Origin of the sequence: Dyella psychrodurans, assembly GCF_003363265.1 — a bacterium.
GTDB classification, from domain to species: Bacteria; Pseudomonadota; Gammaproteobacteria; order Xanthomonadales; family Rhodanobacteraceae; genus Dyella_B; species Dyella_B psychrodurans.
Genome location: NZ_QRBF01000008.1, coordinates 164341 through 180354, shown reverse-complemented (window position 1 = coordinate 180354; position 16014 = coordinate 164341). Strand labels below are relative to the sequence as shown.

Below are 16014 nucleotides of genomic sequence, written 5' to 3'. Positions count from 1 at the left end.
AGACCCCGCTGTAAGCGGGGTCTTTTTTTGTCCTGCCGAGAGGCTTACGCCTCGGCTTCTTCCTTGTACGCATCGATCGGAATGCACGCGCACATCACGTTCTTGTCGCCGTAGACATTGTCCACGCGCGCCACGGGCGACCAGTACTTCTGCAGCTTCAGGCTCGGCAGCGGGAAGGCAGCCAGTTCGCGCGGATAGGCGTGGGTCCACTCGGTGCCAGTCACCATGGTGGCGGTGTGCGGCGCGTTCTTGAGCGGGTTGTCTTCGCGATCCAGGCGACCGTCTTCGATGGCGCGGATTTCGTCGCGGATCTGGATCATCGCGTCGATGAAGCGATCCAGTTCGTGCATCGATTCGCTTTCGGTCGGCTCGACCATCAGCGTGCCGGCTACCGGGAAGCTGAGCGTCGGCGCGTGGAAGCCGAAGTCGATGAGGCGCTTGGCGACGTCTTCGGCGCTGATGCCGGTGCTGTCCTTGAGCGGGCGCAGGTCGAGGATGCACTCGTGCGCGACCAGCCCGTTGCGGCCGGTGTAGAGCGTTTCGTAATGCGACGCCAGGCGCTTGGCGATGTAGTTGGCGTTGAGCAAGGCGACCTGCGTCGCTTTGCGCAGGCCTTGCTGACCCATCAGCGTGATGTACATCCACGAGATCGGCAGGATGCTGGCACTGCCGAAGCTGGCGGCGCTCACCATGCCGACCTTGCCTTCGCCGCCGAGCGTGCGCGGCAGGAACGGCGCGAGGTGCGACTTCACCGCGCACGGACCCACGCCCGGGCCGCCGCCGCCGTGCGGAATGCAGAAGGTCTTGTGCAGGTTGAGGTGCGAGACGTCCGAACCCCACTTGCCGGGCTTGGCGAGGCCGACCAGCGCATTCATGTTGGCGCCGTCGGTGTACACCTGGCCGCCGTGCTGATGCACGATCTCACAGATGCGCACCACGTCTTCCTCGAACACGCCGTGCGTGGAGGGGTAGGTGATCATCAGCGCGGCGAGGCGATCGGAATACTTCTCGGCCTTGGCGCGGATGTCTTCGATGTCGACGTTGCCGTTGCTGTCGCACTTGGTGACCACCACCGTCATGCCGCACATCTGCGCGGACGCCGGATTGGTGCCGTGCGCGGATTCGGGAATCAGGCAGATGTCGCGCTGCCCTTCGCCGCGCGAGCGGTGATACTCGCGAATGGCGAGCAGGCCGGCGTATTCGCCCTGCGCGCCGGAGTTCGGCTGCAGGCTGACGGAGTCATAGCCGGTGCACTCCACCAGCATCGCTTCGAGTTCGTCGATCAGCTGCTTGTAGCCTTGCGTCTGGTCGGCCGGCGCGAGCGGATGGATGCCGCCGAATTCCGGCCACGTCACCGGAATCATTTCCGCGGTGGCGTTGAGCTTCATGGTGCAGCTGCCCAGCGGAATCATGGTGCGATCCATCGCCAGATCCTTGTCGGCCAGCGAGCGCATGTAGCGCAGCAGCTCGTGTTCGCTGTGATGCGTGTTGAACACTGGATGCTGCAGGAAGGCGTCCTTGCGCACGAGTGCGGCGGGCAGGGCGTCCGGTGTATGGCTGTCCAGTTCGTCGATGTCGCCGAGGTCGGCGCCGAACAGGTCGGCCAACGCCTGCACGTCGGCGCGCGTGGTGGTTTCGTCCAGGCTGATGCCCACGCTCTGGCCATGGATCTGGCGCAGGTTGATGCCCTTGCTCACGGCCTTGGCATGGATCGCGTCGGCGTCGACGTTGGTGACATGCAAGGTGTCGAAGAAATCGCCGTCCACCGTCATGCCCGCACTGCGCAGTGCAGCGGCAAGGATCGCCGTGAGGCGATGCGTGCGGCGCGCAATGCGCTGCAAGCCTTCCGGACCGTGGTACACGGCATACATGCTCGCCATCACGGCCAGGAGCACCTGCGCGGTGCAGATGTTGGATGTCGCCTTCTCGCGGCGGATGTGCTGTTCGCGCGTCTGCAGCGTCAAACGATAGGCGGGCTTGCCTTCCGCATCGATGGACACGCCGATCAGGCGGCCCGGCATCGAGCGCTTGTACGCATCGCGGCAGGCGAGGTAGGCGGCGTGCGGGCCGCCGAAGCCGAACGGCACGCCGAAGCGCTGGCTGTTGCCGATCACGATGTCGGCGCCCCACGAACCCGGCGAGGCGATCACCGTCAGCGCAAGCAGGTCGGTCGCCACGGCGACGATACCGCCGCGCGCATGCACGGCGTCGGCTAATGCGTGGTAGTCATGAATCTGGCCGTAGGTATTCGGGTACTGCAGCAGCACGCCAAAGCAATCCACGCTGGACGCTTCCGAGGGATTGCCGATGTGCAGTTCGATGCCGACACCGTCGGCGCGCGTGTGCAGCACTTCCAGCGTCTGCGGATGCACGTCATTCGCGACAAAGAACACGTTGGACTTCGACTTGGCCGAGCGCTTGGCCAGCGTCATCGCTTCGCCGGCGGCCGTGGCTTCGTCCAGCAGCGAGGCATTGGAGATGTCCATGCCGGTGAGGTCGGCCACCATGGTCTGGAAGTTGATCAGCGCTTCCATGCGGCCTTGCGAAATTTCCGCCTGGTACGGCGTGTACGCCGTGTACCACGCGGGGTTCTCAAGAATATTGCGCAGGATGACGTTGGGCGTGAGCGTGCCGTAGTAACCCTGGCCGATGAAATTCTTGAGCACCTTGTTCTTGCGCGCGATGACGCGAATCTTCGCCAGCGCTTCTTCTTCGGTGACGCTTGCCGGCAACGCGAGCGGCTGCTTGGACTTGATCTGGCCTGGCACGATGGCATCGGTCATCGCTTCGAGCGAATCGTGCCCGATCACATGCAGCATCTGCGCGATTTCGGCATCGTTCGGGCCGATGTGACGCTCGATGAAGGCGTGATGGTGTTCGAGTTCGCGCAGCGAAGGAGAGGTTTTCTGACTCATGGCAAAGGGCGTCCGAAGAAAAGCGTGCAGGCCGCACGCGGGGCGCCCCTCTGTCCTTTTGCCTGAGAGTTTGGAAGCGGGAAGATCTGCGCTTCGTGCCCCTTCGGCGCCGGATTCAACCGGTCTCTCCAGAGTCTTGGGTATATGGCGGTATGGAGCCTGAGCGATTACGGGCGTTGCGCCTTCGGCAGCGGGTGTGGACCCGCTTCTCCCACCATGTACATCAAGGCCGCAATTATACCTCGTACGGGGCTGTGCGCACTGCCGCATTCAGCTTGATCGGAGTAGCCTCGGCCTCCCCAAAATACCCCGTCATTCCCGGCCTGTGCCGTAGCGCGTTACGACGCGAAGCCAGCGGGTGACGGGCGAGAAAAGCGATGCGTCATGAACAAGCCGCCCTTTCGCATTCAGCAGCTGGATCACGTGGTGCTGCGCGCCTACGACGTCCCCCTCATGCAAGCCTTTTATTGCAATGTACTGGGGTGCACCGTGGAGCGACGCCAGGATGAGATCGGCCTGGTGCAGCTTCGCGCCGGTGCGTCGCTGATCGACCTGGTCAGCGTCGACGGCAAGCTCGGCCGTCACGGCGGCGCCGGTCCCGGCACCGGCGGGCACAACATGGATCACCTGTGCCTGAGCGTGGATGGGTATGACGAGGCCGCCATCGTGGCGCATTTGAAGTCGCATGGCGTTCATGTCGGTGAGGTCGGCAGCCGTTACGGCGCCAAGGGTGAAGGCCCGTCGATCTATCTCTTTGATCCGCAAGGCAACATGGTGGAGCTCAAGGGGCCGCCGGACCGGTAGAGCCATACGCACAGGCATGGTGGCTGCGACACTCTGTTCAAAAAAACATGTGTCATAGGTCACGAATTTAACGTTTACCGCACATGAGTCGCTATAATGGGCGTTCCCCAGGGCGCTTATGTACGACACGTCGTGTTGACGGGTTCGATATATGAGCGTGTGCAGTCCCGCGAAGCGATTCCCCCTCGGCGTTCGTGTCGGACTTCACGACAGCTTTTGATTGATGCGCGGATGCCGCGTGCACGTTCATGTGCGCGTCGGGTTTGTCCGAGCTGCTCCTGGCGTGTTGCAAGGAGTTTGAGGACGCCAGTGCTTCACGGCGTCCATTCACAGCGAATGTATTCGCGACGTTACCCGCGACGCGGTGGAGCATGTGCTCCATGCGCACGGATGCGTGCGGCCCTGCAGGCCGAACAGTATCACCGCGCTGCCGAGGCGCTCTCTGTGCCATGGAATCGATAGGCGATTCTTCAACGCGTTGCGTAGGCGATGGATATTGCTGCGCGCGCTTGCAGTGTGAGGGTGTCGGTGTGTGCGAATCGGAGATGTTTGAACGGTCGTGCAATGACGACCAGCCATGTGATGCCACGAGTATGAGTGTGTCTGATCGCGAGGTAGGCGAATTGCTTAGCAATCTACCGTCGGCGCATGGCGTGCCGGCTGCGTCGTCGGTCGCGGTCGCATCCAATGCGAGCGGCCGCTTGCGCGCCTGGAAGCGTCGTTTCAACGATCCCGCAAAACGGGCGCGACGCGCTGCGCGTGCGATCCGGCATATCCGCTTTGTGTATTTCGCGCACGTCGACGACGATAGCTTGTTCGGCGAATACCATCACGAACTGGTCACGGCCGAGGTGCTGCTCGACCGCGCGCTCGCCGCTCGCGCTTCCGGCATGAGAGCGTTGAATCCCACGCTGACGGGGGATGCCGAAGATCGCCTCTTCGTGCGGCCGCCGCGCGGCAGTTTCTACGACGTCACGCCCGAATACATACGCTGGTTCGGACGCGATGGCATGCGGCGCCATGTGCCGATGGTGCGCGAGGAGCTGGCCATCGAACTGATGGGCGAGTACGCCTACAGTTACAACGAGGCACTCGACGTCGCGACCAACAACTCCGGCGCTCTCGCGCGCGAGGATCAGACATGGCTGTTGGCACGCGCGAAAGCGCCCATCTATTGCCGTCCTCTGCATGCCACCGAATTCAGGCAGCTGGTCAAGGCGATCGAAGCGGCCTACGACGTTCCGCATGGCGATTCGAACGTGGCGCGCGCCAACGTGGAGATTGCGCGCCGCGCAGCGGCCATACTCGGCGCGCTGATGGACGAATACGTGGACACGCCGTTCCAGACCCCGGAACTTGCCAGGGCGTTTTCGGATTTCCATAGCGCTCATCTGCAACGTGTCGCCCATGCATCGCGGATGCTGGCGCTGTTGCCCGTTCCGGTCACGGGCGTGATGGGCTGGTTCTCAGCCAAGCGCGCACGGATCTATGCCGAAGTGCAGGCACGCCTGGCGGCGCGTTGAGCGTCCGCTTTTCCCTCTCCCCGAAGGAGAGAGGGAGTAATCCGGCGCGTCAGAGTTTGATGGGTTTGTCGCCTGCCGCCTTCAGCTTGTCGTTCAGAGCGGACAGATCCTTTTGCTTCAGCTGCTCCCACTCGCGGAGCGTGGCCGCGAGCGTGTGTGTCAGCGTGTCATAAGAAGTCTGCGCATCCGCGCTCGGGTCGGCATCCGCACCATCGACGGCGCTCTCAAGCTTTTCCAGGTTCATCGACAACGCACGCAGGCTGTCCGTGCGGCGCGGTGGTGCGCCGATGGTGTTGCGTGGATCGGGATGCGCCTCCACGCCGGAAATGTCGGTCGTCTGCGACATCAGGGCGGCGATCTGGTCATGCAGCGCACCGCTTGCGTGGGCTTGCTGCGCGTCCAGCGCTTTAAGTAGACGACTCGCCTCACCGGTGGCCGTCGCTGCCTCGGCAGATGCTGCCTCCACTTTGCGCGCGAGTGCGAACTGACGCAGCAGTGCCTCCTGCGAAACATTCACGCGAGGATCCGGTTTCACGACCAGCGGTTGGCGATAGTTGCGCCCGTTGACCGTGAGCTCCACCGTGTACTGTCCAGGCGGTGCCCACACGCCATCTTTCGCGCGCTTGCCGGGCTTGGCTTCGCTCATCGCGGGATAGTGGAGGTTCCACACGAAGCGATGCATGCCGGACTTGATAGAGAGCGGCGTGGGGATGAAAACCCATTCGGGCGCAATTTCGAGTTTGGCGGGATCCAGCATCGGCGGCTTGTCGTCGCTGCTGAAGCTGCGCACCTTGTTGTTCTGCGCATCGAGGATGGTAAGCGTCACCGGGCCTTTGACCTGCTTGGGCAGCGAATAGTCGATGATCGCGCCATCCGGCGGATTGGCGGCCATCGGTTCGTCCTTCGGTAACGGCGTGCCCGTAAACATCGCCGAGCGTATGCGGATCGCATCGGCCGGCTTGAACAGGGTGGTCGTGTCGAGAGCTGCGTCGTCCATCTGACGCAGCGCCGTCACGTCATCCATGATCCAGAAGCCGCGGCCGTGGGTGGCGATCACCAGGTCGTCCTGGTGCACGTCGATGTCGCGCACCGACGTCGAAGGCAGGTTCTGTTCCAGCGATTGCCAATGCTCGCCGTCGTCGAAGGACACATACATGCCTTTCTCGGTGCCGGCGTAGAGCAAGCCCTTGCGCACGGGATCTTCGCGCACGACGTTGACGAAGCTGTCGGACGGTATGCCGCTGTCGATGCGCGTCCAGCTCTTGCCGCCATCGGTGGTGCGGTAGATGTAGGGTGCGTCGTCGTCGAGGCGATGACGATCGATCGCAAGATAGGCGACGTCCGCGCTGAAATGCGAGGGTTCGATGCCGCCGACTTTCGACCACGGCGTCAGCGCTGCAGGCGTCACCTGGGCCCAGTGCGCGCCTTCGTCATCGGTGCGCCATACCAGGCCGTCGTCGGTGCCGACCCACAGCGACTTTGCGCTGAGTGGCGACGGCGCGATGGTGTAGATCACGCCACGGCGCTTGTCGACGTGATCGTCGTCTGCCGCGGTGGGTGCATCGAGATTGGTCGGCACGCCGGCATCTTCGCGGGTCAGGTCCGGGCTGATCGGCGCCCAGTGATCGCCACCGTCGTTCGTGCGGAACAGGCGCTGGTTGGCGAAGTACAGCACTTTGTGATCGCGCTTGGAAAACGTGAGCGGCAGCGTCCACGCAGCGCGATAGTGCGCGGCGGGGTAGGCCAGTGTGGGGTCGACATTGCGTACCTGTTCGGTGCGCATATCGAGTTTGTCGACGCGGCCGCCGTACACCATGTCATGGTCGTCCGGATCGGGCGCGATCATGTCGCTCTCACCGCCGGGCGTGATTTCGTGGAACTGCTCCATGGTGACGCCATCGCGCGAACCCGTGCGGCTGGGCAGCGCCACGGCACCGGAATCCTGCTGCGCGCCATACACCCAGTACGGAAAGCGGTTGTCGGTGCTGACGTGATAAATCTGCGCCGTGGGCTGGTTGTACCAGCTGCTCCAAGTAGCGCCGCCGTTGAGCGTGATCAGCGTGCCCTGGTCGACGCCGAGTATCTGGCGGTTCGGATTGGTCGGGTCGATCCACATTTCGTGGAAATCGTCGCCGGTGGGATCGCCCTTCAAGGCGATGAACTGCTTGCCGCCATCGTCCGAGCGCAACACGATCGTGTTCATCACATACACGCGATCGGCGTTTTTCGGATCGACCGTCAGGCGATTGAAGTACCAGCCGCGTTGCCAGATGCGCTGGTCGTCGGTGAGGTGCGTCCAGTGCACGCCGCCATCGTCGGAACGATAAAGACCGCCTTCGCCATCGGGTGCGTCGACCAGTGCGTACAGGCGATTGGGCATGCTCGGTGCGGCAGCCAGGCCGATGCGGCCAGGATGGGCAGCGAAGCCGTTGCCCTGGATCTGTGTCCAGTGCGAACCGCCATCGTGCGAGACATACAGTCCGCTGCCGGGGCCATTTGAAGGCGGATACACGCTCCACGGCGGTCGGCGCGTTTGCCAGAGTGCCGCGTAGAGGGTGTTCGGATCGCCCGGCTTGAAGGTCAGGTCGATGGCGCCGGTGTCGTTGTCCTTGAACAGCACCTTGGTCCAGTGTTCGCCGCCATCGGTGGAGCGGAACACGCCACGGTCTGCGTTCGGACCATAGGCATGGCCAAGCGCTGCCACGAATACGACATCGGGATTGCGCGGGTCGACCAGCACGCGGCCGATCTGGCGCGTGTCGTCCAGACCGATCTTGCGCCACGTCTTGCCGGCATCGGTGGATTTGTACATGCCGTTGCCGTGCGCAATGTCCGAACGCATGTCGGCTTCGCCGCTGCCCACATAGACAGTATCCGGTCGCGAAGGCGCTACTGCGATGGCGCCGATCGATCCCACGCGTTGATCATCGAAGATCGGTTGCCAGGTGCGTCCGGCGTCGTTGGTCTTCCATACGCCACCGTCGACCGCGCCGAAGTAGAAATGCCGATCGTCGCCGGGAACGCCGGTGACGGCGAGTACGCGCCCGCCGCGAAAGGGGCCGATGAGGCGCCAGTGCAGATCCTGATACAGCGATGGATCGACTGTCGCATGCGCGGCCAAAGCGGTGGATATGCCCAGCGCAAACAGGGCGAGGCGGCGTAATGGCATGTTGTGAATCCCCTGGGGAAGCCTGATTGGACGATGCGATGTAAGGTGTGGGGTGCGCACGCGGCGCTGACCGGACCACAGGTGACCATAACCGATAGTGTCTCGCTCGGGTCTTCGTTCCGTCATCGATTAAGGGTAAACGCATGGCATATGGTCTTCGGCAGTGGCGATGGGCGATAAAGCACGGCTGCCCCGTTGTTACTGGAAGCCGCATGCCGCCCTTGCGCCGCGCTGTTTTGCCATTCGCCTTGTTGACGGCCTTGGTTCCTCTATCTTCTTACGCGCAAACAACCGCCGCTGATCCATCCGACGAATCCGGAAGCACGCAACAAAATACGCAGGCTACGCAACCAAAAGCGACCCGCTTGCCTGCCGTGAACGTGCGCGCCGAAGATTGGCGCAAGTTCTTGAAGGCCAAGCTCGTCTATCAGATGCCCGAAGTGGACGGCACCAAGATCACGGTGACGAAGAAGACCACCGTCACGCATCTGGACAATCAGCCCACGGTCATCGGCAACAACCTCAACCAGACGCTGGCGCGCACGCCTGGCGTGCTGGTTTCCGAACAGCCCACGCCCACGCAGTTCAATTTCAGCTATCGCGGCATCGGCAATCCGCAGGAATCGGAATTCGTGCTGGTGATGCAAGACGGCATTCCGTTGGAGGGCGACTGGATCGGCTTTCCGACGCTCTATGCGTTCCCGATGACCCAGAGCCTTTCGGAAGTGCAGCTGATCCGCGGCGGTTCCAGCTTGTTGTACGGGCCCGAACCGGCGCCGGTGATCAACCTCGTATCGAAGCGGCCGGCTCCAGGCACACCGCTTACCGTCACTACCGAAAATGTCGTCGGCGAACACGGCCTGTTTTCCAGCTACAACGTGATCGAGCGCAACCAGGGAGCCTGGGCGTTTCGCGCCGATGCAGGTTATGTGCACAGCGACGGCACGCGCGCGAACGACGGCTCCCAGAACCGGCAGGTCGACTTGTATCTGGGGTATCACCCGGATGAGCATCAGCTGTGGTGGATCGATTTCCACGCGATCAGCGACGTTTCCGGCGATCCGGGGCGATTGAGCTACACGCAGTGGCAGCAGGACCCGCGCACGGCGACCACGCCGTACAACCGCGACTGGGTGAACCGCGATCAACTGGTGCTGGGGCACACGCATCAGTTCGACAACAACTGGTCGCTGGAAGCCAAGCTGTGGTTCACGTATGAGGACCTGGTCAACCGTGCCGCCCGTGCACAACTGCCCGGTCAGCCGCTGCCCAGCACTACCACGCTGCAGGATGAAGCGTTCCGCACCTACGGTGCGGACGTGCGCCTGCGCAAGAGCTGGGGGCAGGGCAACGCCTTCACCGTCGGCACGGTGTTGTTCCATGGCAACGATCCGTTCCGTCAGTGGAGCAGTACCGACCTGACCGTGGCCCGCGATGACCACAGCGGCACGCCGGTGTTGAATCAGAACCGGACCTCGCAATACGCCTCGCTGTTTGCGGAGAACGTGTTCCGCCTGCCGTATCGCATCCACATCGTGCCGTCGGTGCGTCTGGAGCACGAGCAGATCTCGGTGGACGAAACCGTGAAGCCACCGTTCCTGTCGCGACCGCTGGTCAATGAAACCGACCGTCGCAATGTGCCGTTGTTCGGTCTGGGCATCGGCAACGATTTCGGTCAAGGCAACGAAACCTACTTCAATGTGTCGCAGGGTTGGCGCCCGCTGCGTTACTTCGACATCGCATCGCCCTTCAGCAACTTGATTCCCGGACACGCTGCGGCGTTGTCCAAGTCGGTGTCGTGGGAAGCCGGCGTGCACGGCGTGCCGGTGACGGGCTTGTATTACGACGTCAGCGTGTTCTGGATCAATTTCAAGAACCGGCTGGAGACGCAATACATCAACGTCATCGACACCATCGAAGTGAATACCGGCGACACGCGCAGCCGTGGCCTGGAAGGCCAGCTCGATTACGACTTCTTCGCGCGCACGCCGTTCGCCGCGCAAGGGCAGCATCTGGAAGCATTCATCAATGCCAGCCTGCTCAACGCCAGGTTCACGGGCAGCGACATTCCGGGACAGGTCGGCAAGACACCCGCGTTTTCGCCCGATTCTTTGATCAAGACCGGCGTGACCTGGCGCAATGCGCGCGTCAAGCTCAGCCTCACGGCGGTGTCGTCGTCAGCGCAATACTGGCAGGATTCCGACGAATCGTACGGTAGCGGCGAGACGTATATGCCTGCACGCATTCCTGCCTACACGGTGGTGGACCTCGCATCGGATTGGCAGCTGACCCGTTCGGTCAAGCTGCTGGCAGGCATCAGCAATCTCGGCAATCGGCACTACTTCGACCGTGTCTGGCAGAACGGTCTGGAACCGGCCTTCGGCAGAACCTGGTACACCGGCGTTTCGCTAACGATGTAACGCGGTTTCGGTTTTTCATCTTGTCATGGGGAGTCATCATGTCGACACGTTCTCTGCTTCGCCCCCTATCGGCCATCGCCTGTGCGTGGTTGCTTGCCGGCGCCGCGCCGCTGTACGCGGACAATCTGCCGAAATCGGATGACGTGACCGGCGCGCTGCAATGGCGCCAGGTCGGACCGTTCCGCGGTGGCTGGGCGACGATGGCGGCGGGCGATCCCAGCCGGCCCGATACGTTCTACATCGGCACGGCGGGCGGCGGCGTCTGGAAGACCACCGACGCAGGCCGCACCTGGATGCCCACCTTCGACAAGGAATCCGCGGCGTCGATCGGCGCCATCGCGGTGGCATCCTCGAATCCGAACGTGGTCTACGCGGGTAGCGGCCAGGTTGCCGCGCGCTACGACGTGGCGGCGGGCAACGGCGTGTATCGCTCCGCCGACGGCGGCAAGACCTGGCAGCACATGGGTCTGGCAGAAACCAAGCATATCGGCGCGATTCTGGTCGATCCGCACGATGCGAACACAGTGCTTGTCGGTGCGCTGGGTCATTACTTCGGGCCGAACAAGGAACGCGGTGTCTATCGCTCCACCGATGGCGGCAAGACGTGGAAGCAGACTTTGTTCGTCGATGCCGACACGGGCGTGGTGGATCTCGCGGCCGATCCATCCCATCCGAACATCGTGTACGCGGCAGCGTGGCAAGTGCGCAACTATCCGTGGCTGTCGTATTTCCAGCCCAATGCGGGGCCGGGCAGCGGTTTGTACAAGTCCGTCGATGGCGGTGTCACCTGGAAGCGCATCAGCGGCCATGGCTGGCCCACGGGTTCGCTTGCGCGCATCGGTCTTGCGACAACCACGGGAGGTCGCGTTTACGCGGTGGTCAACAACGCGACATCGCGCAAGGACAGCGGCCTGTATCGTTCGGATGATGGCGGTGAGACGTGGCAGGCGGTGAGCCACGAATCGTGGTTGCCCAATGATTACTTCAGCCGCATCACCGTCGATCCCACCGATCGCGATCGCATTTATTCGGCGGGACAATCCATCCGGCGTTCCGATGACGGCGGAAAGCACTGGGACGTGTTCAAAGGTGCGCCCGGTGGCGACGACTATCATTTCTTGTGGATCGATCCGCGCAATACGCAGCGCATGATCGCCGCCAGCGATCAGGGCGCAGTCGTTACCGTGAACGGCGGGCAGACCTGGGGAAGCTGGTACAACCAGCCCACGGGTCAGTTCTATCACCTCGGCGCGGACAACCAGTTTCCTTATTGGATTTACTCCGGCCAGCAGGATTCGGGCACGGTCGGCATTGCCAGCCGCAGCGACTACGGTTCCATTTCCTATCGCGACTGGCGCCCGGTCGGCGGCGACGAGCGCGATTACGATCTGCCCGATCCCGCCGATCCGAACATCGTTTACGGCTCCGGTCTCGGCGGACGCGTATCGCGCTGGGATCGTGTCACCGGCGTCGTGCAGAACGTGACGCCGTGGCCGGTCAGCAGTTACGGGCAGCGGCCGACCAACTTCAAATACCACTACACGTGGATCACGCCGATCGCGTTCTCCGCCAAACCACCGTATGCGTTGTACATGGGGGCGCAGGTGTTGTTCCGTACCACGGATCAGGGACAGCATTGGGACATCATCAGTCCCGATCTCAGCAGCAAGAAAGAGGGTGCCACCGGTTGCGACGGCAACCCCACCGCACAGCAGGCGCACGATTGCGGTTATGGCGTGATCTACAGTATCGCACCGTCGCCGCTGGATAACGATGAAATCTGGATCGGCACCGACGACGGTTCCGTCCAGGTGACGCGCGACGGCGGCAAGCAGTGGAAGAACATCACGCCGAAAGACTTGCCGACGTGGGGCATTGTCAGCTCCGTCGATGTTTCAGCGCTACATGCGGGCACGGCGTATATCGCAGCCGACAATCATCGCCAGGACGATTTCCGCCCGCATGTTTGGCGCACGCACGATTACGGCAAGACCTGGACCGATATTTCCGCCGGTTTGCCTCAAGATGATTTCTTGAGCGTGGTCCGCGCCGATACGCAGCGCGAAGGCCTGCTGTTCGCGGGTACCGACCGTGGCGTGTTCGTTTCGTTTGACGACGGTGCGCACTGGCAATCCATGCAGCGCAACCTGCCTACCGCCTGGGTGCGCGATCTGCTGGTGCATGGCAATGACCTGATCGCCGGCACGCAAGGTCGTGCGATCTGGATCCTGGACGACATCACGCCGCTGCGTCAGGCCCAGGCGAATGCGGCGGGCAAAACCATGCTGTACACGCCTGCGACCACGGTGCGCGTGCGCGCAAACGAAAATCGCGATACGCCGCTGCCGCCGGACGAGCCGCTGGGCAAGAATCCGCCGGCCGGCGCCATCATCGACTACCGCCTCGCAAGCGCCGCGAAGGGAGCGGTGACGCTCGACATCCTCGACAGCGACGGCAAGCCGGTACGTCATTTCTCCAGTAACGACAAACCTGCCGAACTGCCTGCCGAACGCTATTTCGCCAAGGGCTGGCTGGGTTCGCCACAAACGCTGGGCACGAGCGCCGGCGCGCACCGCTTCGTGTGGGACCTGCGTTACCCGCGTCCGCAGGCATTGTTGTACGGCTACAGCATCGCCGCGACCTGGGATTCGGATACGCCGCTCACCCCCGAGGGACCGCTGGTATTGCCGGGCAACTATCAGGTGGTGCTGACCGTCGACGGCAAGTCGTATCGTGCGCCGTTGACCGTCACCATGGACCCGCGTGTCACGCTCGATCGGGATGCGCTGGCGGCCGGCCTGTCGTTCTCGCGTGAGATCGGCAATGCCTTGCAGCAGGTCTGGCAGGGCGACGGCGAAGTGGAATCCGTGCGCAATCAGCTGGGCGAGCTGCAAAAGAAGCTGGGCAGCGATGCCTCGCATCAATCCTTGCGTGATGAAGTCGCCGCGCTTGGCAAGAAGACCGATCCGCTGGTGTCGGGCGACGCCGAAATATCCACCAATCTTTCGGCGATGAACGACGCGCTTACTGCCATCGCCACCGATGTGGAAGGCGCCGACCGCGCACCGACCGATGGCCAACGGCAGGCCTTTGCCGAATACAAGAGCAATCTCGACAAGGCTCTTGCGCAGTGGCAGTCGATCCGCAATGCCGATCTGAAAACCTTGAACGATCATCTGCATGCCGCAGGCATGAAGACCGTTACCGTGCCGATGGCGGATCAGATTCACGTCGAAGGTCCGGCCGATTCGGACGACGTGCCCTGATCTGCGATGCTCGCAGCACTTTCGCGTTGCGAGCGATGCCGCCGATATTGCACTGCACGACCGCACATGCGGTCGTGCAGCTGTATGGCTGACTCAAAATTTCAGCTGCATACATGCGGTTGGCATATCGCCACATGTACGTACGAATGTGACATGTTGCGCAGCGGTAAAGGTGCCGGTTGAGCCGCAAGCGTTGCCGCAACGCTTCAGTTAAAGTCATGCGCGTCGCCCATGCGATGCATCAGCAGTTCCGACCTTTTTACGGAGACGAACATGACTGTCGTGCCTGAAGCTGTATCGGCGTCCGGGGGAGCGGCGCCGGGATTGTTGGCAAGGGAACGCACCATTGCAGGACCGCGCTTCAATCGCTGGCTGGTGCCGCCTGCGGCTTTGGCCATCCATTTGTGCATCGGCATGGCCTACGGTTTCTCCGTGTTCTGGCTGCCGATGAGCAAGCTGATACCTGGCGCGCCAAGTTGCGAGAGTCTGGGATTCTTCAGTCAGCTGTCTGCCACCTCGTGCAACTGGACCGTGCCGGCCGTGACGCACATTTTTGAAACATTTATCGCCATGCTCGGCATTTCAGCCGCGATCTGGGGTGGATGGCTGGAGCACGCAGGGCCTCGTAAAGCCGGGTTTATAGCGGCGTTGTGCTGGGGCGGTGGACTGGTGATCGGCGGTATCGGCGTGTCGATGCATCAGTTGTGGTTGGTCTTCCTAGGTTGCGGTGTGCTGGGTGGCATCGGTCTTGGGATCGGTTACATCACACCGGTATCCACCTTGATCAAATGGTTTCCCGATCGTCGTGGTCTTGCGACCGGTTTCGCGATCATGGGTTTTGGTGGCGGTGCGATGATCGGTGCACCGATTGCAGTGGTTTTGATGGCGCATTTCGCGCGCGGCGATGTAGCGGGTGTGGCGAGTACCTTGATGGTGATGGGGGCTCTCTATGTCATTGCCATGTCGGCAGGCGCGTTCGGCTTCCGGGTGCCGCCGAGCGGCTGGAAACCGGCTGGCTGGACGCCGTCGGCAACCACCAATCCTTTGATCACCACTAAGCACGTGCATTTGAATCGCGCGTGGAAAACACCGCAGTTTTGGATGCTCTGGATCGTGCTGTGCATGAACGTGACGGCCGGCATCGGTGTGCTTGCGATGGCCAGTCCGATGTTCCAGGAAGTCTTCGGCGGTCGCCTGCTCGGCCTCGGCGGTGCCGCCACGCTGACCGCTGTGCAAAAAGCTGCGATTGCGGCGTCCGCCGCCGGTCTGGTCGGCTTGATCAGCCTGTTCAACAGCCTCGGCCGCATCTTCTGGGCCTCCACGTCGGACTTCATCGGACGCAAGCTCACCTATCTGGTGTTCTTCGTGCTCGGCATTGCGTTGTATTGCAGCCTGCCGACGCTGGGACACGCCGGGCAGGCCGCGCTGTTCGTGATTGCCGTGTGCGTGATCATTTCGATGTACGGCGGTGGCTTCTCCACCGTGCCTGCTTACCTGGCGGACATTTTCGGTACACAAATGGTCGGTGCCATTCATGGACGTCTGCTCACCGCTTGGTCCGTGGCGGGCATCGTGGGTCCGTTCCTGATCGCGGCGGTACGTCAGGCGCAATTGGATGCGGGCGTCGCAAAGAATCTCGTTTACGACCGCACGCTGTACATCCTGGCGGGATTGCTGCTCATCGGCCTGATTGCCAACTTGCTGGTCAAGCCGGTCAAGGAGGCGCACCATATGACACCTGAGGAACTCGCGCGCGAACGTTCGCTACAGCATGAAGCGCCGCAGGTCACGGCAACGGCCAACGAGGCAGCGCGTGGAGGTTTCGGCGTGGTAGGCATCATCGCCTGGGCGCTGGTAGGCATTCCTTTCCTGATCGGCGTATGGATCGCCCTCAGCAAAGCGGCCGCATTGTTCTGA

The 16014-nt window shown here is 62.5% G+C and carries 7 protein-coding genes and 1 riboswitch; of the genes, 5 read left to right on the top strand and 2 right to left on the bottom strand.

From position 1 onward, the window contains the following. Positions 1-44: 44 nt before the first annotated feature. Positions 45-2915 (bottom strand): aminomethyl-transferring glycine dehydrogenase, encoded by a 2871-nt coding sequence (gcvP, locus tag DWU99_RS18530; RefSeq protein WP_115479572.1) that lies wholly within the window; start codon positions 2913-2915, stop codon positions 45-47. Positions 2916-2955: 40 nt separating this feature from the next. Then, a riboswitch (glycine riboswitch) is annotated at positions 2956-3057 on the bottom strand. Between the two features lie 242 nt (positions 3058-3299). Between gcvP and DWU99_RS18525 the strand changes: the two genes are divergently transcribed. Both DWU99_RS18525 and DWU99_RS18520 read left to right on the top strand, forming a co-directional pair. After that, positions 3300-3719 carry a VOC family protein gene (locus DWU99_RS18525; RefSeq protein ID WP_115479571.1) on the top strand — a complete coding sequence of 140 codons (420 nt, stop codon included), beginning with the start codon at positions 3300-3302 and terminating at the stop codon, positions 3717-3719. A 599-nt stretch (positions 3720-4318) separates the two neighbouring features. After that, positions 4319-5242 (top strand): hypothetical protein, encoded by a 924-nt coding sequence (locus DWU99_RS18520; RefSeq protein ID WP_147292973.1) that lies wholly within the window; start codon positions 4319-4321, stop codon positions 5240-5242. 49 nt (positions 5243-5291) lie between these two features. Here the strand turns inward: DWU99_RS18520 and DWU99_RS18515 are convergent, their stop codons facing one another. Beyond that, positions 5292-8411, bottom strand: coding sequence for a WD40/YVTN/BNR-like repeat-containing protein (locus DWU99_RS18515; protein WP_115479569.1), 3120 nt, complete (start codon positions 8409-8411; stop codon positions 5292-5294). Between the two features lie 374 nt (positions 8412-8785). Between DWU99_RS18515 and DWU99_RS18510 the strand changes: the two genes are divergently transcribed. The 3 genes from DWU99_RS18510 (at position 8786) to DWU99_RS18500 (ending at position 16014) form a co-directional block, all read left to right on the top strand. After that, complete coding sequence (locus DWU99_RS18510; RefSeq protein ID WP_158543358.1) at positions 8786-10831, top strand: TonB-dependent receptor family protein; 2046 nt, start codon at positions 8786-8788, stop codon at positions 10829-10831. Between the two features lie 38 nt (positions 10832-10869). Beyond that, complete coding sequence (locus tag DWU99_RS18505) at positions 10870-14097, top strand: WD40/YVTN/BNR-like repeat-containing protein (RefSeq protein WP_115479567.1); 3228 nt, start codon at positions 10870-10872, stop codon at positions 14095-14097. A 273-nt stretch (positions 14098-14370) separates the two neighbouring features. Next, positions 14371-16014, top strand: a complete 1644-nt coding sequence (locus tag DWU99_RS18500) for an OFA family MFS transporter (RefSeq protein ID WP_115479566.1) — start codon at positions 14371-14373, stop codon at positions 16012-16014.

Excerpts from the sequence above, each read along its gene's own strand:
- gcvP (WP_115479572.1), bottom strand. The coding sequence starts at position 2,915 with ATGAGTCAGAAAACCTCTCCTTCGCTGCGCGAACTCGAACACCATCAC.
- DWU99_RS18525 (WP_115479571.1), top strand. The coding sequence starts at position 3,300 with ATGAACAAGCCGCCCTTTCGCATTCAGCAGCTGGATCACGTGGTGCTG.
- DWU99_RS18515 (WP_115479569.1), bottom strand. The coding sequence starts at position 8,411 with ATGCCATTACGCCGCCTCGCCCTGTTTGCGCTGGGCATATCCACCGCT.
- DWU99_RS18505 (WP_115479567.1), top strand. The coding sequence starts at position 10,870 with ATGTCGACACGTTCTCTGCTTCGCCCCCTATCGGCCATCGCCTGTGCG.
- DWU99_RS18500 (WP_115479566.1), top strand. The coding sequence starts at position 14,371 with ATGACTGTCGTGCCTGAAGCTGTATCGGCGTCCGGGGGAGCGGCGCCG.